The organism is Pediococcus stilesii, from assembly GCF_001437075.1.
In the GTDB taxonomy this organism is placed as follows: Bacteria; Bacillota; Bacilli; order Lactobacillales; family Lactobacillaceae; genus Pediococcus; species Pediococcus stilesii.
In genome coordinates this window covers 38209-58475 of sequence record NZ_JQBX01000001.1, presented here as the reverse complement: position 1 = coordinate 58475, position 20267 = coordinate 38209, and the positions used below count along the sequence as shown (strand labels likewise).

At 38.0% G+C, this 20267-nt stretch carries 19 protein-coding genes; 13 read left to right on the top strand and 6 right to left on the bottom strand.

The window, feature by feature from the left end; all coding sequences use genetic code 11:
* Nucleotides 1–67 precede the first annotated feature (67 nt).
* From xerC to IV81_RS00255, 4 genes are read left to right on the top strand one after another with little or no spacing between them, the layout of a single operon-like run.
* Nucleotides 68–973 (top strand): tyrosine recombinase XerC, encoded by a 906-nt coding sequence (gene xerC, locus IV81_RS00270; RefSeq protein WP_057801148.1) that lies wholly within the window; start codon nucleotides 68–70, stop codon nucleotides 971–973.
* A 23-nt stretch (nucleotides 974–996) separates the two neighbouring features.
* A complete protein-coding gene (hslV, locus tag IV81_RS00265) occupies nucleotides 997–1548 on the top strand; it encodes an ATP-dependent protease subunit HslV (RefSeq protein WP_057801147.1) in 552 nt (183 codons plus the stop codon).
* Nucleotides 1549–1553: 5 nt separating this feature from the next.
* The gene (gene hslU / locus IV81_RS00260) at nucleotides 1554–2963 is read left to right on the top strand and encodes an ATP-dependent protease ATPase subunit HslU (protein WP_057801145.1); all 1410 of its coding nucleotides are present in this window, start codon (nucleotides 1554–1556) and stop codon (nucleotides 2961–2963) included.
* 17 nt (nucleotides 2964–2980) lie between these two features.
* Entirely contained in the window at nucleotides 2981–3862 is an 882-nt protein-coding gene (locus tag IV81_RS00255; RefSeq protein WP_057801143.1) for an aldose 1-epimerase family protein, read from the top strand.
* Nucleotides 3863–3925: 63 nt separating this feature from the next.
* Here IV81_RS00255 and plsY read toward each other — a convergent pair whose 3' ends face one another.
* Nucleotides 3926–4537: a glycerol-3-phosphate 1-O-acyltransferase PlsY gene (gene plsY, locus IV81_RS00250; protein WP_057801142.1), complete on the bottom strand. Its 612-nt coding sequence runs from the start codon at nucleotides 4535–4537 to the stop codon at nucleotides 3926–3928.
* Nucleotides 4538–4700: 163 nt separating this feature from the next.
* On the opposite strand from plsY, the gene parE reads away from it, so the two are divergent.
* From parE to msrA, 6 genes are all read left to right on the top strand, one after another.
* On the top strand, nucleotides 4701–6758 hold the full coding sequence (parE, locus tag IV81_RS00245) for a DNA topoisomerase IV subunit B (RefSeq protein ID WP_057801140.1): 2058 nt from the start codon (nucleotides 4701–4703) through the stop codon (nucleotides 6756–6758).
* Between the two features lie 17 nt (nucleotides 6759–6775).
* Complete coding sequence (gene parC / locus IV81_RS00240; RefSeq protein WP_057801138.1) at nucleotides 6776–9226, top strand: DNA topoisomerase IV subunit A; 2451 nt, start codon at nucleotides 6776–6778, stop codon at nucleotides 9224–9226.
* 102 nt (nucleotides 9227–9328) lie between these two features.
* Nucleotides 9329–10294, top strand: coding sequence for a LysR family transcriptional regulator (locus tag IV81_RS00235; RefSeq protein WP_057801137.1), 966 nt, complete (start codon nucleotides 9329–9331; stop codon nucleotides 10292–10294).
* Between the two features lie 15 nt (nucleotides 10295–10309).
* Complete coding sequence (locus tag IV81_RS00230; RefSeq protein ID WP_057801135.1) at nucleotides 10310–11242, top strand: manganese-dependent inorganic pyrophosphatase; 933 nt, start codon at nucleotides 10310–10312, stop codon at nucleotides 11240–11242.
* Between the two features lie 206 nt (nucleotides 11243–11448).
* A complete protein-coding gene (gene msrB, locus IV81_RS00225; protein ID WP_057801133.1) occupies nucleotides 11449–11895 on the top strand; it encodes a peptide-methionine (R)-S-oxide reductase MsrB in 447 nt (148 codons plus the stop codon).
* Nucleotides 11896–11922: 27 nt separating this feature from the next.
* The gene (gene msrA, locus IV81_RS00220; protein ID WP_057801131.1) at nucleotides 11923–12438 is read left to right on the top strand and encodes a peptide-methionine (S)-S-oxide reductase MsrA; all 516 of its coding nucleotides are present in this window, start codon (nucleotides 11923–11925) and stop codon (nucleotides 12436–12438) included.
* Nucleotides 12439–12519: 81 nt separating this feature from the next.
* On the opposite strand, the gene yjeM is transcribed toward msrA, so the two are convergent.
* The 3 genes from yjeM to IV81_RS00205 form a co-directional block, all read right to left on the bottom strand.
* Nucleotides 12520–14022 (bottom strand): glutamate/gamma-aminobutyrate family transporter YjeM, encoded by a 1503-nt coding sequence (gene yjeM, locus IV81_RS00215; RefSeq protein WP_057801128.1) that lies wholly within the window; start codon nucleotides 14020–14022, stop codon nucleotides 12520–12522.
* A gap of 348 nt (nucleotides 14023–14370) precedes the next feature.
* Entirely contained in the window at nucleotides 14371–15024 is a 654-nt protein-coding gene (locus IV81_RS00210) for an HAD family hydrolase (protein ID WP_057801126.1), read from the bottom strand.
* Between the two features lie 572 nt (nucleotides 15025–15596).
* A complete protein-coding gene (locus tag IV81_RS00205; RefSeq protein ID WP_057801124.1) occupies nucleotides 15597–15953 on the bottom strand; it encodes a DUF1516 family protein in 357 nt (118 codons plus the stop codon).
* A gap of 172 nt (nucleotides 15954–16125) precedes the next feature.
* Here IV81_RS00205 and IV81_RS00200 point away from each other — a divergent pair, with 172 nt between their 5' ends.
* Nucleotides 16126–16524, top strand: coding sequence for a fluoride efflux transporter FluC (locus IV81_RS00200; protein WP_057801350.1), 399 nt, complete (start codon nucleotides 16126–16128; stop codon nucleotides 16522–16524).
* A gap of 1 nt (nucleotide 16525) precedes the next feature.
* Nucleotides 16526–16876, top strand: coding sequence for a fluoride efflux transporter FluC (locus IV81_RS00195; RefSeq protein ID WP_057801122.1), 351 nt, complete (start codon nucleotides 16526–16528; stop codon nucleotides 16874–16876).
* On the opposite strand, the gene IV81_RS00190 is transcribed toward IV81_RS00195, so the two are convergent.
* Together IV81_RS00190 and IV81_RS00185 are read right to left on the bottom strand one after the other, a co-directional pair.
* On the bottom strand, nucleotides 16877–17740 hold the full coding sequence (locus IV81_RS00190; RefSeq protein WP_057801120.1) for a DegV family protein: 864 nt from the start codon (nucleotides 17738–17740) through the stop codon (nucleotides 16877–16879). It abuts the gene before it with no gap.
* A gap of 284 nt (nucleotides 17741–18024) precedes the next feature.
* Nucleotides 18025–18423, bottom strand: coding sequence for a MarR family winged helix-turn-helix transcriptional regulator (locus tag IV81_RS00185; RefSeq protein ID WP_236696791.1), 399 nt, complete (start codon nucleotides 18421–18423; stop codon nucleotides 18025–18027).
* A 130-nt stretch (nucleotides 18424–18553) separates the two neighbouring features.
* On the opposite strand from IV81_RS00185, the gene IV81_RS00180 reads away from it, so the two are divergent.
* On the top strand, nucleotides 18554–20257 hold the full coding sequence (locus IV81_RS00180; protein ID WP_057801118.1) for an NFACT RNA binding domain-containing protein: 1704 nt from the start codon (nucleotides 18554–18556) through the stop codon (nucleotides 20255–20257).
* Nucleotides 20258–20267: the final 10 nt, after the last annotated feature.

The window sequence follows — 20267 nt, the reverse complement described above, 5'->3', positions numbered from 1 at the left end:
GAAATCAAATAAGAATTGACGTTTACCTCCACAATTTGCTACAGTGTCAAGTGTTGGAGGTTTTTTGATGGAACTAATTGAATTGTTTAAACAATATTTAACGGTTGAACGCCAATACTCGGATAAGACGATTAAGGCTTATTTGGAGGATATTCATGAATTTCAAGATTTCCTGAATGAGACGGGAACTAAATCTGATTTACAGCTTGTCGATCGCTTTGATGTTAACGTTTACATGAGTTATCTATTTGATAAGCACCTAGAACGATCGTCTATTTCAAGAAAAGTTTCATCCCTTCGAGCCTTTTATCGATTTCTAGTTAAAAATGAACTAATCAATAAGAATCCATTTGAATTGATTCAACTAAAAAAGCAGTCCAATAAACTACCACATTTCTTTTACGAAAAAGAAATGAATATTCTATTTGATACGGTTTATGAAGCAACTGGTGCACAATCTTTACGAAACATTGCGCTACTTGAAGTATTGTATGGAACAGGAATTCGAGTTAGCGAATGTGCCAATTTAAAATGGACGGACATTGATTTTTCGATGCAAACCATTCTGGTACTTGGAAAGGGTAATAAAGAACGGTATGTTCCATTTGGAAGATACGCCAAAGACGCCCTTCATCGTTATCAAAAAGAGGAATGGGAACCACTTTTAGAGCAGTATCGGCAAAACCATAATTTTGTGTTCGTGAACCACTACGGCAAGCCGATCACCCCTACTGGAATTGAATATGTGTTAAACCAAGTAATTCAAAAGAGTAGTTTGACTGGCAAAATTCATCCGCACATGTTGCGACATAGTTTTGCTACGGCGCTTTTAAATAACGGCGCCGACCTTCGAACGGTCCAGGAGTTACTAGGACACGCTAGTTTATCAACGACCCAAATTTATACACACGTTACTAAAGAAAAATTACAAGAGAGCTATCGAAAGTTCTTTCCGCGTTCAACGGATTCGTAACTTAATTAAAAGGAGAAATTACAATGACGGTAAAGTTTGATGCAACAACCATTATCGCAATTAGTCATAACGGCAAGAATGCGATGGCCGGAGACGGTCAAGTAACAATGGGCGAAAAATTCATCATGAAGGGCACTGCCCGGAAGGTGCGTCGGATTTATGACAACAAAGTGATTGTCGGCTTTGCAGGAAGCGTGGCTGACGCATTTAACCTCGAAGAAAAATTCGAAAAAAAGCTTTCAGAATATAGTGGAAATCTTCAACGTGCCTCAGTAGAGCTAGCTAAAATATGGCGTGGTGATCAACAACTCCAAAAACTAGAAGCCATGTTAATTGTGATGGATGAAAAAGAAATGTATCTAGTTTCTGGTAGTGGCGAAGTGATTGCGCCGGATGACGGCATCCTAGCCATCGGTTCGGGTGGCAACTTTGCTTTAGCCGCCGCAAAAGCTATGAAAAAGCACGCTAAACAACTAACTGCAAAAGAAATGGCTACAACGGCCATTAATGTTGCTGGTGATATTGATATCTTCACCAACCATAATGTGATTGCACTTGATTTTGAGGAGGAATAATAGCTATGCAAACTAATTTAATCCCACAAGAAATTGTCAAAGAGCTTGACCAATTTGTAATCGGTCAAAAATCAGCAAAACGCGCCGTAGCGGTTGCTTTACGTAATCGCTATCGTCGACTACAACTATCTGAAGATATGCAAGAAGATATCACTCCTAAAAATTTACTAATGATTGGACCAACAGGGGTCGGTAAAACGGAAATTGCGCGTCGGCTTGCTAAAATTGTCAACGCGCCCTTTGTTAAGGTGGAAGCTACTAAATTCACCGAAGTCGGCTACGTTGGTCGAGATGTGGAGTCCATGGTTCGAGACCTAGTTGAAAATGCAATTCGGATTGAAGAGGAAAACTCTTTTAAGGACGTTCGTTTAGATGCCATTAAGAATGCCGATCGCCGAATTGTTGAACTCCTTGTTCCAGTTCCCGTCGATGAAAACAAGAATAGCACGGCTGATTTGCAAAATATGATGAATATGTTGAATCAACTACAACAAGGCAAAACGCCGGATAATTTAAATCAATCAGCACCAAAAGTGCCAGATGATATTAAAGAAAAGCGCATGACCGCTGCTGATAAGCTGGCTAAGGGATTATTAGAAAATGAAATGGTCACAATTGAAATGGATGATCCCAAGCAAAATAATAACAATAATATGATGAGCCAAATGGGAATTGATCTTGGTGATTCTTTAAATGGTTTAATGCCTAAGAAAAAAATTACAAGAACTGTTTCAGTCAGCGAAGCTCGCGAAATTTTAATTCGAGAAGAATCCGATAAATTAGTGAACCATGGTGACTTGTATCACGCTGCCATTGAACGCGCCGAAAACACCGGAATTATCTTTATTGATGAGATTGATAAGATCACGGGTTCTGGTCAAAATTCATCTAATGACGTCTCGCGTCAAGGTGTTCAAAGGGATATCTTACCAATCGTAGAAGGCTCCCAGGTAAATACCAAATATGGTCCGGTTGATACTAGCCACATTCTCTTCATTGGCTCGGGTGCTTTCCATGAAAGTAAACCAAGTGATTTAATTGCTGAGTTACAAGGACGTTTTCCAATTCGCGTAGAACTTAGTGATTTAACTAAGGAAGATTTCGTGAAGATTTTGACTGAACCGAAAAATGCGCTGGTTAAACAATACATTGCGCTTATTGGAACCGATAATGTTAAAATCACCTTTACCATTGAAGCGATTAATCGAATTGCTGCAATTGCCGAACAAGTTAACCATGAAACTGAAAATATTGGTGCCCGTCGCCTACACACTATTCTAGAACGGCTACTAGAAGATATCTTATTTGAAGGTCCTTCAATGGAAATGGGCGAAGTAACTGTGACTGAAAAATATGTTGACGATAAAATCGGTAGCATCGCTGGTAATAAGGATCTTAGTGAGTTTATTCTTTAATATAAGGGGAGTTTAGCATGACAGTCGTTTTAAAAAACAACTATTTAACGGTTCAAATTAATTCAAAGGGAGCGGAATTAGCCAGCGTTAAGTCCAATGATGGGATTGAGTATATTTGGCAAGCGGATCCAGCGGTGTGGAATCGACATGCACCGGTACTATTTCCATTTGTGGGACGGCTTAAAGACGATCAATTTAAGGTTAATGGTCAAACATTTCCAATGGGACAACATGGATTTGCGCGTGACATGGACTTTACGGTCGTGGAACAAGACGTTAACCATGCCATCTTGGAGTTGACCAGCAATCCAGCAACGCTGGCTAAGTTTCCGTTTGAATTCACGCTACGTTTACATTTCACGTTGACCGATCACGAATTAGTTGAACGCTACGAAGTTCGTAATCCAAGTCGTGACCAAGAATTGTTGTTTTCAATTGGTGGGCACCCAGGTTTTAATTTGAACCTCGGCGACAATCAGACTGGTATGAATAATTCTGTTTTGAAGATCGCACCAAAACAGAATTTTACGCAAATTCCACTCCAGGCACCTTATATTGATCCAGCGCATCCAGTCCAATTTGACGCATTTCAACCGCTTGAATTAAGCCATGAACTTTTCAAAGACGATGCCATCATTTTAGAGCTAAATCAAAACCAGACAACTCTAATGACCGAAAACACAACTAATGATCATGGAATTTCATTTACAGTCGATGATGCACCATATCTAGGAATTTGGTCTCCCTATCCCGCTTCGGGCGATTTCATTTGTCTCGAACCTTGGTGGGGAATTGCTGATACCGTTGAATTTGATGGTGAACTTAAGGATAAAGTGGGTATTAATCAGCTTGCTGCTGGCAAAGAATTTAATCGTCAATTTTCAATTTCATTCTTCTAGCTTAAAAAGACCCCTAAAACATAAGGATCATCCTTATCTTTTAGGGGTTTTACATTGATTTAATTAAGATTTATTTTTCATATGGTAGTAAATGCCAAACGGAACTAAGTTTTCATTACCGGCTAAAATTCTTTGAATATTCGTGCGATGCCGATAAATAATAAAAATGGTTAAAGCAATGGCCACGGTTGAGAGAATTAGATCATGGTAGAAAAATGAAATTACAACCAGAATTGGTGAGGAGACTACGCTTGAAAAACTAACCATGCTCGAAACATAAATAAAAAAGATGAATAAGCAACATGCAATTAGAAAATAACTTGGATTATACGCCAAGAGCATTCCGGCACTAGTAGCAACGGCTTTCCCACCGCGAAAATGATCAAACACGGAAAAGGTATGTCCTAAGATGGCACCGAGCCCAATTAGCAATGGATTGATTCCATGTACCTGAAAAACAATGGGTTGCAGGGTGGCTACGGTTCCTTTTAACAAATCTATAGCTAAGACCACTAGTCCTGATTTAACACCTAAAACACGGAATGTATTAGTAGTGCCGGTATTTCCACTACCTTCTTTGTGTAAATCTTTATTGAACTGTTTTGCGACCAAAACACCGGATGGGATTGATCCCAAAAGGTAGGCCACGATAAACATGATAACAATTTCTATCATGTACTTTCCTCTTTTCTATATAAAAATATGATTTAATTTTAAGTATTTATTGCAATTATAATAAATACAGTAACAATGCAGTATTATAACATTTATCGAAATGTTTTCATCAGATTAAAAATAAGTTATTATAGATAGTACTGATTTTAAAGGAGTTACATACATGGCAAAAACAAAAAAAACATCGTATGATGATTCATCCATTCAAGTCTTAGAAGGACTGGAAGCCGTTCGAAAGCGGCCTGGGATGTACATCGGATCGACTGATGGTCGTGGACTGCATCATTTAGTTTATGAAATCGTCGATAACGCCGTCGATGAAGCTCTCGGTGGATACGGAAAAGAAATTAATGTAATAATTCAAGCTGATAATAGTATAACGGTTGTCGATCACGGACGAGGAATGCCGGTTGGAATGCACCGGTCTGGTAAACCAACTCCGGAAGTTATTTTTACGGTTCTACATGCCGGTGGTAAATTCGGCCAGGGCGGATATAAAACGTCCGGGGGACTCCATGGAGTTGGTGCTAGCGTGGTTAATGCGCTATCAGAAAAATTAACCGTTGAAATTGTCCGCGATAAGGTTAAATACGAAGAAACTTTCGTCAATGGTGGCCATCCGGTAGGCACCCTTAAAAAAGTTGGTAAAACAACTAACAAAAACGGAACAACTGTCACATTCAAACCGGACAAACAAATTTTCACAACAACTGTCTTTAATTTTAATACGCTAGCAGTCCGACTGCGAGAATCGGCGTTCTTACTTCGCGGAGTTAAAATTACCTTAACCGATAAACGAGAAGGACACGAACAAAGTGAAGAATACTACTATGAAGAGGGAATTAAGCAATTCGTTGAGTATTTAAACGAGGACAAAGATACCCTTGGAAACATTATGTACTTTGATGGTACTAAAAATGGAATTGAAGTAGAGGTAGCCGGACAATATAACGACGGATATTCTGAAACGGTACTTTCCTTTGTTAACAACGTTCGGACTAAGGATGGTGGAACACATGAGGTAGGGATGCGTTCTGGTTGGACCAAAGCGTTTAACGACTTTGCTCGTAAGGTCGGCCTTCTTAAAGAAAAGGATAAAAACTTAGAAGGTTCCGATGTTCGGGAAGGCTTATCCGCGGTCATTTCAATTCGGGTTCCAGAAGAATTATTGGAATTTGAAGGGCAAACTAAAGAAAAATTAGGAACGCCAGAAGCACGGCCCATTGTTGATGCAATTATCAGTGAGCAGCTCGGATTTTTCCTTATGGAAAATGGGGAGTTTGCGCAGCAGCTGGTTCGTAAAGCAATTAACGCCCGGGAAGCTCGGGTGGCAGCTCGGAAAGCTCGGGATGAGTCTCGAACCGGTAAGCGTAAGAAAAAACAGGAACGAATCTTATCTGGTAAGTTAACGCCCGCTCAGTCTAAAAACTCAAAGAAGAATGAATTATTCCTAGTTGAGGGAGATTCCGCCGGTGGAAGTGCTAAACAAGGGCGTAATCGTAAATTTCAGGCCATTTTACCGCTTCGAGGAAAGGTGTTAAACACCGAGAAAGCAAAACTGCAGGAAATTGTTAAAAATGAGGAAATTAACACCATCATTTATACGATTGGAGCTGGCGTAGGTCCAGAATTCAAGGTTGACGATAGTAATTACGATAAAGTAATCATTATGACCGATGCTGATACCGATGGAGCGCATATTCAAACCTTGCTATTAACCTTTTTCTATAAATATATGCGGCCAATGATTGATGCCGGTAAGATTTATATTGCTCTTCCACCGCTTTATAAACTGCAAAAAGGGGTCAATAAGAAAACTAAGATTGAATACGCCTGGACGGATGAAGAGCTGGAAGTCGTTAGTAAGAAAATGGGCCGCGGCTTTTCATTACAACGCTTCAAAGGTTTAGGTGAAATGAACGCCGATCAACTATGGGAAACCACCATGAATCCGGAAACCAGAACTTTGGTTCGAGTTCGAATTGACGACGACACGTTAGCAGAACGCCGAGTAACCACTCTAATGGGCGATAAAGTTGAACCGCGTCGAAAATGGATTGAAAGCAACGTGGCCTTTACCATGGAAGAAGACGGAAGTTTGCTAGATAATGAAGCGATTAAAGCGGAACACGAAGAGGATCAAGCTGACGCGACGGGGACTGAAATAGAACATCCCGAAACGTTTGAAGAGCTTAAATTAGATTTAGAAAAGAATAAATAATAGAAGGGGGTCAATAAATGGCTGAAAATCAATCAAAAATTCAAGAGTTAACCCTTGAAGATATTATGGGCGATCGTTTCGGACGGTACTCCAAATATATTATTCAAGAACGAGCTTTGCCTGATGTTCGGGATGGATTAAAACCCGTTCAGCGGCGTATTTTATTTGCGATGAACAAAGATGGAAATACGCATGATAAGGCATTTCGAAAGTCAGCAAAGTCGGTCGGAAATGTAATGGGTAATTTTCATCCACATGGTGATAGCTCCATTTATGAAGCGTTAGTTCGCATGAGTCAGGACTGGAAATTACGCGTCCCACTGATTGAAATGCACGGAAACAATGGATCAATTGATAACGATCCGCCAGCTGCAATGCGATATACAGAAGCGCGGTTGAGCGAAGCGGCCGAAGAAATGTTAAATGACATTGATAAAGAAACCGTTGATATGGTTTTAAACTTCGATGATACGGAATATGAACCAACGGTCTTGCCTGCGCGGTTTCCAAACCTTCTGGTTAACGGAGCAACCGGAATTTCAGCGGGATATGCAACGGAAATTCCACCTCACAACCTAGGCGAAGTAATTGATGCAGTTCTTTACATGATTAAGCATCCTAATCCAACGTTGGATAAATTAATGGAATTCGTTAAAGGTCCAGATTTCCCAACGGGCGGTATTATTCAAGGACTAAGCGGATTAAAACAAGCGTATAAGACTGGAAAAGGCCGGATTGTTGTTCGTTCAAAAACGAAGATCGAGGAATTACGTGGCAATAAGCAGCAGATTCAAATTTCAGAGATTCCATATGAAGTCAATAAAGCAATGCTGGTCAAGAAAATTGACGAGATTCGGGTAATGAAAAAAGTTGATGGGATTGCCGAAGTTAGGGATGAATCTGATCGTGATGGGCTTTCGATTGCAATTGAGTTAAAGAAAGACGTTGATGCCCAAGGAATTTTAAATTACCTCTTTAAAAATACCGATTTACAGGTTTCTTATAACTTTAACATGGTAGCAATTAATCACTTGCGCCCGGAACGAATGGGCTTAAAAGACATCATTCAAGCTTATGTGGAGTTTCAAAAAGAAGTTATAACAAAACGAACACGGTTTAACTTAAAAAAGGCCGAGGATCGCTTGCATATTGTTGCAGGTTTAATTAAGGCGCTATCGATTTTGGATCAGGTAATTAAGACGATTCGCGGAAGTAAAGACAAAAAAGATGCCAAGCAAAATTTGGTATCCAATTTTGAATTTTCAGAACGACAAGCCGAAGCCATTGTTTCCTTACAGCTTTATCGTCTAACCAATACCGACGTTACCGAATTAAAGAAGGAAGCTCAACAGCTTAACGATTCAATCGCAACATATAATAAGATTTTAGAGAACCCTAACGAATTGTCTAAGGTATTGTCCAGTGAGTTACGACAAATCAAGAAAAAGTACGCCACACCAAGGCTTTCTGAAATTCAAGAACAGATCGAAGAATTGGTTGTTGATCGAACCATCACCGTTCCTGAAGAACAAGTAATGGTTTTAGTTAGCCAGTCAGGTTATTTAAAACGAAGCAGTTTACGGTCGTATAAAGCTTCTTTTGAAGAAGATGGACTAAAGGATGGCGACTTTGCGGTATTTAAAAAAGAATTAAGTACCTTAGATCATTTATTAATGTTTACCAATAAGGGAAATCTAATCTATCGTCCGGTACATGAAATTTCGGAAGCACGTTGGAAAGATACGGGTGAGCATATTTCTCAAACCATTGGGCTAGATGACGATGAAATAATCCTAGAAGCTTATAACGTCAAGGACTTTAAGCAACCAATTGCATTTCTAATTGCAACCAGTGATGGTTATATTAAACAAACGGCACTGGCTGACTTTAAACCCGGACGAACCTATCGTAAAAAAGCCACCATGTTTATTAAACTAAAGACTGATGCCGCAACCGTGGTAAAAGTAGCGATGTTATCCGAAAAAGGCCACCGAGGAACGATCTTCTTAGCCAGTCATAATGGGTATGGATTACGATATGATCTATTAGAAATTCCCGTGGTGGGGGCGCGTGCCGCCGGGGTGAAGTCGATGGATCTAAGAGACGATGCAGTTGTCAATTTCGTATTAGTTGACGAAGACGATCAAATTGGCATAATTACCAACCGGGGCTCATTTAAAAAGATGCGTGTTAAGGAAGTTAGCGTAACCAGCAGAGCACGCCGCGGCGTTCAAATCTTACGTGAGTTGAAAAAAGAGCCTCATCGAATTATTGATATTGCGGTTGTCGAGCGGGGGCAAGCTTTGGAGGTGTTGACTTCAAGAGGGATGTTCCACGACATTATCCCGGCTGATCATCCCTTAAATGAACGGTATTCTAATGGTAGTTTTATAATTGACACTGACTCTGAAGGAACACCAATATCAATGCGAGAAAAAGAGTTAGATCCAACTATTACAAAATCTTAATAATTTAGAGGGGTTATTACTTGCCCTTTACGGTAACTAATATTAAACTTATTATAATAACTATTAGGTTATGAAAGTTTAAATAAACCGAGGTGTATTTATATGGGATCTAAACAAGAAAAGATTTTTTCATCAAAAACTTTAACGTACTTTTTACAGCTTTCGGATACAATGAACTATACACAAGCCGCCCAAATTCTTGGTATTACTCAACCTGCCTTAACTCAACAGATAAAAAAACTTGAACGCGCGATTGGTACTCCACTATTTTATTCAGTTGGCAAAAAACTACGCTTGACTGATGCTGGATATACGATGCTCAGTGCCAGTCATGAAATTAACCGTGTACTTAACAATGCCACCGATGAGATACAGCAATCTTCAAGTGCTGGACAGGGTGAAATCTCAATTGGTATTTTAGCTTCAATTGAGACCCGCGTTTTTGAAGACTTTATTGCATCGTACTTCAAAAAAGAACCTGGCGTAAAAATTATCGTTCACATGTTAACCCGAAAAGAGATTTGGGAAAATCTTGAGAACAACCAAATCGACTTAGCAATTATGTACCTTCCTGACGACAGTATTAAAAATTGGAAGCCATATCAATCACGTAAAATCATTAGTGAAAACTTACTTTTCATTCACCATGATGAAAAAATTGCTAAGCAGAAAAGAATTAAGTTACAAAGAACTACAAACTACGACTGGGTTACATATCCTGCTGGTTTTTACCTGGATGGTGTCATCAGGGAAGCTTATAAAAATGCTTTGGTCGATAATCCCAATAGCATCGCTTGCTTTACAACACCAGACCAGATTCGACGCTTCGCTGATTCAACCGGGGTTGCGACAGCATTGCCTGAGTCCTACGTTGTCACTCACAAATGTCGTCCAGGCACTTTTGTCTCAAAATTTGATCCAGTCATTACGTTTGATCTAGACTTTGTATTTAGAAAAGATAAGGATAGTATTCCACGAATCAACAACTTTTTGACGGAATTTAACCAATATCTTGAAGAAAAAGGGTATACTGATAGATTAGAAGAAATGATTACTAATAAAAGCTAAAGGAGAGTTTTAATAATGAGTAAACAACTTGTTTTTGGTCATTTAAATCCAGATACAGATGCTATTGTTGCAGCAAAAGCATTTGCTTATCTACAAACAAAATTAGGTGTGGAAGATGTTGAAGCGGTTGCATTAGGTAATCCAAATCCAGAGACGAATTACGTCTTAAATCACTTTGATGAGCCAACGCCTCGTGTTGTTACTGCGGTTGCAAATGAAGTTGACTCTGTAATGCTTGTTGACCATAATGAACGTCAACAAAGTGTTTCAGACATTGATCAAGTAACGGTGACAGCTGTTGTTGACCATCACCGAATTGCTAATTTTGAAACGGCACAGCCTCTATTTTATCGTGCTGAACCGGTTGGCTGCACTAGCACCATTTTAACTAAACTTTTTAACGAAAATAAAGTTGAAATTCCGGCAAAATTAGCTGGTTTAATGCTATCTGCAATTATCTCTGATACATTATTACTTAAGTCTCCAACAACGACCGATGTTGACCGTGAAGCCGTTCGAGAACTTGCTGAAATCGCCGATATTGACGTTGAATCATATGGTTTAGAAATGCTAAAAGCTGGAACTGATTTATCAAGCAAAACGGAACTAGAATTAGTTGATGGTGATGCTAAAAGCTTTGAAATGGGTGGTAAAACCATCCGAATCGGCCAAGTAAATACAGTTGATTTAGACGATGTATTTAGTCGTGAAGCTGCCCTTGTTAAGACAATGGAAGAAGAAAATCAGAAGAACAATTACGATATGTTTTTACTTCTAGCAACTAACATTTTATCTAGTGATTCACGTCTACTTGTTGTTGGCGAACCAAAAGATACGGTTGAAAAAGCCTTCAATGTTAAACTTAGTGATCATAATACCGCTGATTTACCTGGCGTTGTATCACGGAAAAAACAAGTTGTTCCTCCTTTGATGGATGCTTTTGCATAAAAAGATCTGTTAAAGTCTAATTTATTTCCCCCGCAATTAAGAATTTTATTTCTAATTGCGGGGGATTTTTAAATCCTTATTGATCGTTTCACATTACTCGACACTAAATCAGCAATGGACATTGCATTTTCTTAATCTTTTGAGCAATTTTATTGAAAACTAATCTTAAAGACGTTTAGACTAAAACTAAACATGGAGGTGGCGGCATGAATAAGGAAAATATTTCAAAACAAGATGCTTTAAAAGAAAAGTTAACCAAAGAAGAATATGAAGTAACTCAAAATGCAGCTACAGAACGGCCTTTTACTGGCAAATATGATAATTTTTACGAAAAGGGCGTATATGTTGATGTTGTCAGTGGCGAACCTCTATTTAGTTCAACGGATAAATATGACGCCCACTGTGGTTGGCCCGCATTTACGCAACCGATTGATCCTAAAAATATTATCGGAAAGCGTGATACGCAATTTGGGATGGAACGGGTGGAAGTTCGGAGCAAAACGGCCGATTCACACCTCGGACACGTCTTTAACGATGGTCCAATCGATAAGGGTGGTGTTCGCTACTGTATTAATTCGGCAGCACTAAAGTTTATTGCATATGATGACCTAGAAGCGCATAATTTGGGTTACCTAAAAAAATTAATTAAATAAATTAACAGATGGGGAGAGTGATTTAAAATGGAACAAACTGCAATTTTTGCGGGAGGATGTTTTTGGTGTATGGTAGAACCCTTTGAAACGCAGCCAGGGATCATAAAGGTCGTCTCGGGTTATACTGGAGGACATGTCCCTAATCCAACGTATGAGCAAGTTGCTAGCCATACTACGGGACATACAGAAGCGGTCTTGATTAGGTTTGATCCTGAAATTATTTCTTACCGGCAACTAGTCCAGATCTACTGGCAACAGACTGATCCGACCGATGCCATGGGGCAGTTTCAAGATCGAGGAGATAGTTACCGACCTGTAATCTTTGTTAACAATGACGAACAACGTCAAATTGCTGAGGAATCGCGTGAGCAACTGGCAAAATCAGAAATATTTGACGACCCAATCGTCACCAAAATTGAAGATGCAAAACCATTTTATCCGGCTGAAGAGTACCATCAACAATTTTACAAGAAAAATCCACTCCGTTATCAGATTCAAGAAGCAGGGGGACGGTCAGCGTTCCAAAAGAAGCATCGGAACTAGGATGCACCGTTTTAATTTAATGAAAAAAGAGAGCCACGCGCAAAAATTAATTTGCCGTGGTTCTCTTTTTTATTGCTAAATTTAAATATTTTTATTTTTCTCTCTTCGAACCAAGAATGCCCAAGCAATGATACCGAAGAAAATTGGTCCAGCAATTGTCCAAAGTCCGGTAAACATATCACCAGATAGGAATGGCGATATGCTGGTAAAGACTACCCCAACCCCAACTGCAATCATAACGACCGTTACAACTGTGATCATCCAGGCATGGCTGTGATATACCTCAAATGGACGGTCAAGTCCTGGTTTAGCCTTAAAGAATGGAAAGGCTCCAACCAAAAATAGGTAAGGGAGTGTCGTTGATACATTACTCATCGAAGTCAGCACATTGTAGAAGAAAGTTGCTTCTTTATGCGTAATGGCTGCTAAAATGGAAATCCCACCAATGAAGAAAATTACAATGATTGCTTGTAGCCACATTGAATTGGCTGGCATACCATTTTTATTTAATTCCGTCATCTTTTTAGGCCATAGTTCCTTTGGAGAACCCAAGATAAATGATTTCAGTGGTGAATAGCTTAATACGAAGAATGAACCAACGTACGCAAACAGCATACCGACCCCTGCAAAACGGGAGAATAGGGTCCCCAAGAATGCAGCATTAGTAGCGTTCATTCCCATTGACTTTCCTAATTCCAACCCAAGATTTTCCATCATTACATAAGTTATGTTTCCAAGGTTAGCTTTTTGTTCCAAGATAACCGTATGCCAGTTAGCTGAAACACCCCATAGGAAGATTGCTAAAGAATAGCCAATGGCGATTACGACGCCACCGATCATTACACCCTTTGGAAATGTTTTTTCAGGCTTATCCAAACTATCCGTAACACCACCAATTGATTCCAATCCACCATATGCAAAAATCGCATAAACGATAAATGAAATCAAGGCAATTGGTGATTGGAATTGTGCACTTGGAGATGTTGCAAAATCACTTAAATGATGAATTGGCTGTGCTAGTTGGCCGTGGTTAGCAATTAAAATAAATACACTGGCTAATAGCAAAATAACGTTCATGGCCATAACGGCTAAACCACCAAGTGAAGAAACCTTCGCAAGGGTGTCAATCCCACGGGTTGTCGCCCAAGTAACAAAGATCATCCATAAAATTGCCAAAAGACCGATCGTCAAAGTTGAATCTAATCCAAAAATTGACCAGGTGCTGGTCATATCATGACCAGAAATAATGGTTGAAAGTGTGATCCAAATTTTTTGTGAGATCATAACCATCCAGATTAACCATGAAGCTAACCACATGAAAGTAGCAATAAAGGCCCATTTCTCACCAATCGATTGCTCCAGCCATGAATAAATCCCACCTTTAGCTTCTTTAAATGTTGAACCGTATTCGGCAAACATCAAACCAGCCGGAATAAAGAATAAAACGGCACCAATTATGTACCAAAAAATCGCACCATAACCCATTTGTTGAAAGGCTGTGGGAGTATTACCAAAACCAAAAATGGTTGTAAAAATCATCAAAACTAACGCACCAAGCGAAAGTTTCTTTTTTTGCTCACCCATTGTGAATCTACTCCTAACTTAATTATGAATAAAAATAAACTATATATAAATATTATTGTAGCAGAAAATAGACCCTTCAATTGCGTATCATTAAAGTTTAATTTATAACCAATCAAACTTTAATTTTTTGAGTGGCATGAATTAATTTAAGTCCAATACGGATAATGAGGTTCTCCTGTCTGGATAAGCCGCAAGGGCGTAGAACAACTAAATAGGATAATTTTCATCAACAATTTAGTCAGCCCAATATTAAATTTGACTATTTATTCTGGTTTTTTTGGTTATTTATTAGAAAATATGAAATCGATAAATTTTATGGTTACCCTTGGATAAATCTACATATTAAGACTAATTTAAAATGAAATTAGCTAACTGATCGACTGTTTTAAAATAATGATCATGATTAGTCTTTAAAAAAGAACTGATGGAAGCTGGCTTGGGCGACCATGCCGCAACGACAGTTGGTACATTGCATTCAGAAGCCATCTTTAGACCGGGTTCTAAGTCGTCAATTAAAATTGCGTCCTCAGGGCGTAATTCAAAATCGCTAAGTATTCTCTTTACAGGATGCGGATTAGGCTTTCGTTTGTCTTGACCTTTTTTCCAACCAAAAACGGCGTCTGGTTTTATAGAAGTATTTTGGTATGCTTTATAAATATCTTTTGATTCAGACTGCGTAACAACGGTAATAATTCCGTTATTTCTCTTAAATTCCTCCAAAAAACTTATAAAGTGGGGGAAAAAAGTAGGGACTACGGCGTCGGTGTATTCATGCCAAACTTTTTGCTGATACGTCTGCTCTGGTGGCGTAAACTTCATTATATCAGTGCAGAGTTTTGAAAATCCTGGATTAAAACAATAACCAATAAATTCATCCAAAGTTAATGGCTTTTCATTTGGCCGTAGTTTTGAAGTTGCTGCGATAAATGAGGGGTAATGGATCGTGGCCGTACTATCAACGGCTGTATCGTCATGGTCTAATATTAAACATTTGTATTGCAAATGATCACTTCCTGATTGTTTTTTGGTACTTACAGATAATATAAGTTATATTTTTTAAAAAATATATAGCGATTGTAAATTTAAAGTTCCATTTTTTGAAAACGGTTTTTGGTTATTTGAATAACTATGTATTATTGAGGAACCAAATTTTTCCATAATTGAATATTGCTTATGCAATTTGGATATCGTTTATAACAGTTGGTGTTATTTTAGTTAATTTATTCGGTGCATCACATTAATAACGCATTTTAAACGCTTTTAGTGTAAGGACCAAACGCATTTTTTGTTGAACAAGCAAAATTATAGAAAGAGTTGCTTGTTCAGATCGATAAAATAAAATTCAGTGGACTGCAAACGAATTTTCACAACATCGAAAGTCAACCGAAGATTACGGATAATGCGAATTTTAATTTTAAATAAAAGTGCAAAAGCGATTTAAGACGATATAAAATACATAACGCATTCAGGAGTGATTTTTCTGTTTTTTAACTTACTTTGTATAATATATATTATGTAAACTAGAATTTAAAATAAATAAAAAGGACCGCTTTTCACGCTCCTCCATCAATTCACTATCCGTACTGATACTCAACCACTAAGCCAAGAATCGTTGCAACTCCAAAGAAAAATAGAATCAACAGCGCAAATTTATTTTTCAGCGTTCGTTGTTTTCTTTTATACGTAAGTAAAAAGTCGAATAATCCAATTGTCATAATTTCTAATATAAAATGCAGCCAAACCAATAATGGTGACATCGCAACCGTATGAACAACCATTAAAAGTCCGGATATAATAAGTGCAATATCTAACACGCGTGCTGTATATTGTGCAATTAACGTTTGTTGAAATTGATCAATAATTAGACCGTACGAACAAATTAGCCCGATTAAAAGCCATAAGATAATATGTATAAATGATGATGTTGACATTCAAGTAACCCCTTTATGATTTTAAAACCGTTAAAATTAGTTTAGCATAAGTAATATGGTTGTATTATCATCACTTCTTAATTGTAATGATACTGAAATCTTTCACACAAATAACGGGGTTTGTGGTATCTTTGTTTTTGGATTATATTTTCGGAAAAAGGATTTGATTGTTTTGCTTAAAAAAATAATTAGTGTCGCCCTTTTTGGCGCATTGGGAGGCATTATTCGATCTTGGATTCAGTCCGGATTAGATGCTCACACCGGAACATTGCCATTAGCGTTAATCTTAATTAATGTGATTGGATCCACATTATTAGGCTGTCTAACCGGGGGTTTTCTGACACTTTTGGATACGCCGGATACGTTGAATGTTGGGCTAACTACTGGATTAATGGGCGGCTTTACAACTTTTTCAACCTTTCAACTCACCCTTTTAAACTTATTTAAAACTGGTTCGATGGTGATGGGAATTGGATTTATTTTAGTTTCAACATTGCTATCAATTGGTGGCGCTAGTCTAGGACAATGGTCCGGAACAAAACTATTAAGATATTATCGAGGGAGTTGGTAGGATGCTTCTTTTTTATATTGGAATTGGCACAGCAACCGGTGCGGTAATTCGAATGCTAGCAACAATGCAGTTAAACAGTGCCTTTAAAAGGCAAAAATTTCCCTGGGCCACTTTTGTCATTAATATGACGGCATGTCTGTTAATCGGAATTTTTAGCACCCATTTCCACAGTGCTCCGCTGAAGGCCCTCTTGATTAGCGGTGTGCTGGGAGGACTATCAACCTTTTCAACTTTTTCAAACGAATTCGTAACCCTTTTTAAGGATTCCACAACAAAAAAACTTGCCATTAATTATTTAATAGCAAGTCTAATTATTGGAATTGGATTGGTAAGCGTAGGAACGATCATTTAGTTAAGCCTTTGTGTAATCAACCATCCAAATTAACGCTAAAGCTTTTTCTCCCAAATGAGTGCCAATTACGGGACCAAAATATGTAATTTCAAATGGGATCCCCGGGTATTTTTCGGCAAGACTGTCACGCCATTTAATTGCCGATTTTTCATCGTTTCCATGGACTACATACGCCCGAATCGGATAATCAGTCTTTTTCAAAGCCTCGTCAAACAGAGTTTCTACTCGGGCGATGGCTTTTTTACGTGAACGAACTTTTTCAAAAGCGACGATTTCATGTGCATCGTTAAATGTTAAAATTGGCTTGATTTTTAGCAAACTACCGACAAAACCGGAAGCATTAGAAAGGCGACCACCCCGGACTAAATTTTGCAAATCATCAACAACGAAATATTCTTCGAAAGTTGAACGAACATAATCCAATCGTTTGATGATTGAATCAACATCTGCACCATCTTTAGCCATTCGAGCCGCTTCAAGGGCCAAAATTCCCATTAATCGAATCGTTAGCTGTGAATCGTAAACGACTAAATTAACACCTTCAATGGTACCCTCTAGTCCCTTTAAACTAGACACAAATCCAGAAATTGTGCTTGCTAGGTGAATGCTAATGATCGTATCGTAACCCTCTTTAGCAAGGTTTTCGTATAGTTCGATCATTTCACCTAGTGGTGGCTGGGACGTGCTTGGAAATGATTGAGAAGTCCTTAAACGGTCATAAAACTCCTCAGTCGTAATATCAACGCCCTCTTTATAAATTTTTCCGTCAATAATAACGGGCATTGGAACAATTGTAATATGATTATCTTCAATTTCTTTTTCGGTTAAATAACTAGTACTATCAGTAACAATAGCTGTTTTCATTAGTACACCCACTTCATTCTTTAAATCAATAACAAATACTATACCACAATAAGAATTGCTTATCTACAAACTAACCAAACCCATTATATCAGCATTTAACTTTTTAATGACCAATAATGACGCATCCAAAATTAGTGATATTCCTTTGAATTAAGATAACTTTTAGCGTTAACACATGGAATAGAAGTGTTGCTCGTTTTGTTTTACGAAAACACCCCGCAACCGTTATTGTGTCGTTTATCAAATTTCAGCTTCATGGACAAGTCTTATAGATACCCAGTCCATTATTTTAGTGCATTTTTTAGAATGCGATTGGTTAAAATGTTAAGCATTGACAATTCTTCATCGGACCAATTTTCAAAAAGCTTTTGGTCAAAAAGTTGTACCTGCTCATTGACGTAAGAGCGAAAAATTGCGCCCTTTTTGGTCGTTTGAAATTTTCGCGATTGGCCTGGTAAACGCATGATTAAATTTTTTTCAACCGAACGTTTAACTTGGCGGCTTAAAGTCGAAATATCTAAGCCACTGATTTTAGATAGATCTTGTATTGACAAAAATTCATCCTTTAAAAAATTACTAATCTTCCAGTCCGCCGGTGTACCGTTTGCTTCTCGACAGCTCTTTTTGATAACTTCTTGACGTTTCTTGCTAATTAAATCGAGCGCTTCTAGACTGTCCTTCACTCTTTATTCACCTCCACTTGTATTATACAATAAAACAACTTGTATGATACAACACACGATTTTTTTGCAACTTAATTTTATTAACGTTATACTTAATATACTTAATTTTAATATAGAATGGACTGATATCATGGCCTTTGATGGTTTATTTACCCACGCAATGGTTAACGAACTCGCGAATCAATTAAAAACAGGACGAGTTGCTAAAATTTACCAACCTTACCAGGGCGAGCTGGTTGTAACAATCCGAGCTAACCGCAAAAATCGGGCGCTCTTACTATCTTCACATCCGAACTATGCCCGTGTTCAGATTACAGAACAGGCGCTTACTAATCCGGCCACTCCTAGTAATTTCGTGATGAGCTTAAGAAAGCATCTTGATGGTGCAATTTTAAAAGATATTACTCAAATTGATAATGACCGGATCATTAATTTACATTTTTCTCATCGGAATGATCTTGGTGATGAAGAAGACATGATTTTATCAATTGAAATCATGGGTCGGCGTAGTAATATAATTCTCTATGAGTCCGGTTCAAAAAGAATTATTGATACGATTAAACACATTTCGTCCGACCAAAATCGGTATCGAATGTTAGTTCCAGGAGCTCAATATATAACTCCCCCAGCGCAAACTTTGCAAAATCCGTTTGCCGCTAAAATAACCGAATTTACAGAACTACAAAAAGAATTTCCAAACTATGAAGTTTTAGCACAAGCACTACGATCAAAATTTCAAGGGTTCAGTAAAGACTCTGCCCTAGAATTTGCTTTTTCAATGGTGACATCTTCGAACGTGGATGAAGCAATTACGAACTACCTGTCGCAATATGATGCAAGCACTGGCTTCATTTATGATGCTCCCAACGGTAAATTATCATTTTCAGCAGTTCAACCCGTTTTGACTGAAGATAAAAATGTTCAGCAATTTAATAGTCTCTCTGAAACGTTAGATCGTTACTTTTATGAGAAGGTCCAACGGGATCGTGTTCAGCAACGTGGTCATAATTTAATTCGTGTCGTTCGAAACGAGCTTAAAAAGAATCGAAAGAAATTAAAAAAACTTGATCAGACTATGGAACAAACCCACTTCGCCGACACATATCGAATTAAGGGTGAAATACTTACGACCTATTTAAGTCAGATTACGCGTGGAATGACCGAGATAGAGTTACCCAATTTTTATGATGACAACAAATTGATTAAAATCAACCTTTCTAATCAACTATCTCCTTCGAAGAACGCTCAAAAGTATTTCAATAAGTATCAGAAAGAAAAAAATGCCGTTAAGTACGTTACTGAACAAATTAGTAAGACAAAAAATGAAATTAATTTCCTAGATAACATCGAAACACAAATCGATTTAGCTAAACCAGAAGATCTTGACGAAATTAAGGTAGAACTTGAAAATGAAGGATATTTAAAGAAAAATAATAATCCTAAAAAGCGTGTTAAACCCGTTAAGAGTAAACCAGAACTCTTTAAATCCAGCGATGGAACCACCATTTTAGTTGGAAAAAATGATACTCAAAATGATCGGTTAACAATGAAAACCGCTAAAAAAGACTTTTATTGGCTACACGCTAAGGATATTCCTGGTTCACACGTAATTGTTGAAAGTAATGATCCTTCCGAAAAAACAATTGAAGAAGCTGCAAGCATTGCTGCTTATTATTCTAAAGCTAAAAATGCCACTAAGGTACAGGTTGACTATGTTCCGGTCAAAAACATTCGAAAACCTAATGGCTCAAAACCTGGATTTGTAATTTACGAAGGTCAAAAATCACTGAAGGTGACGCCTAAGGCTGAAATAATCCAGCAACTAATGGTCTAACCGTCAAAAT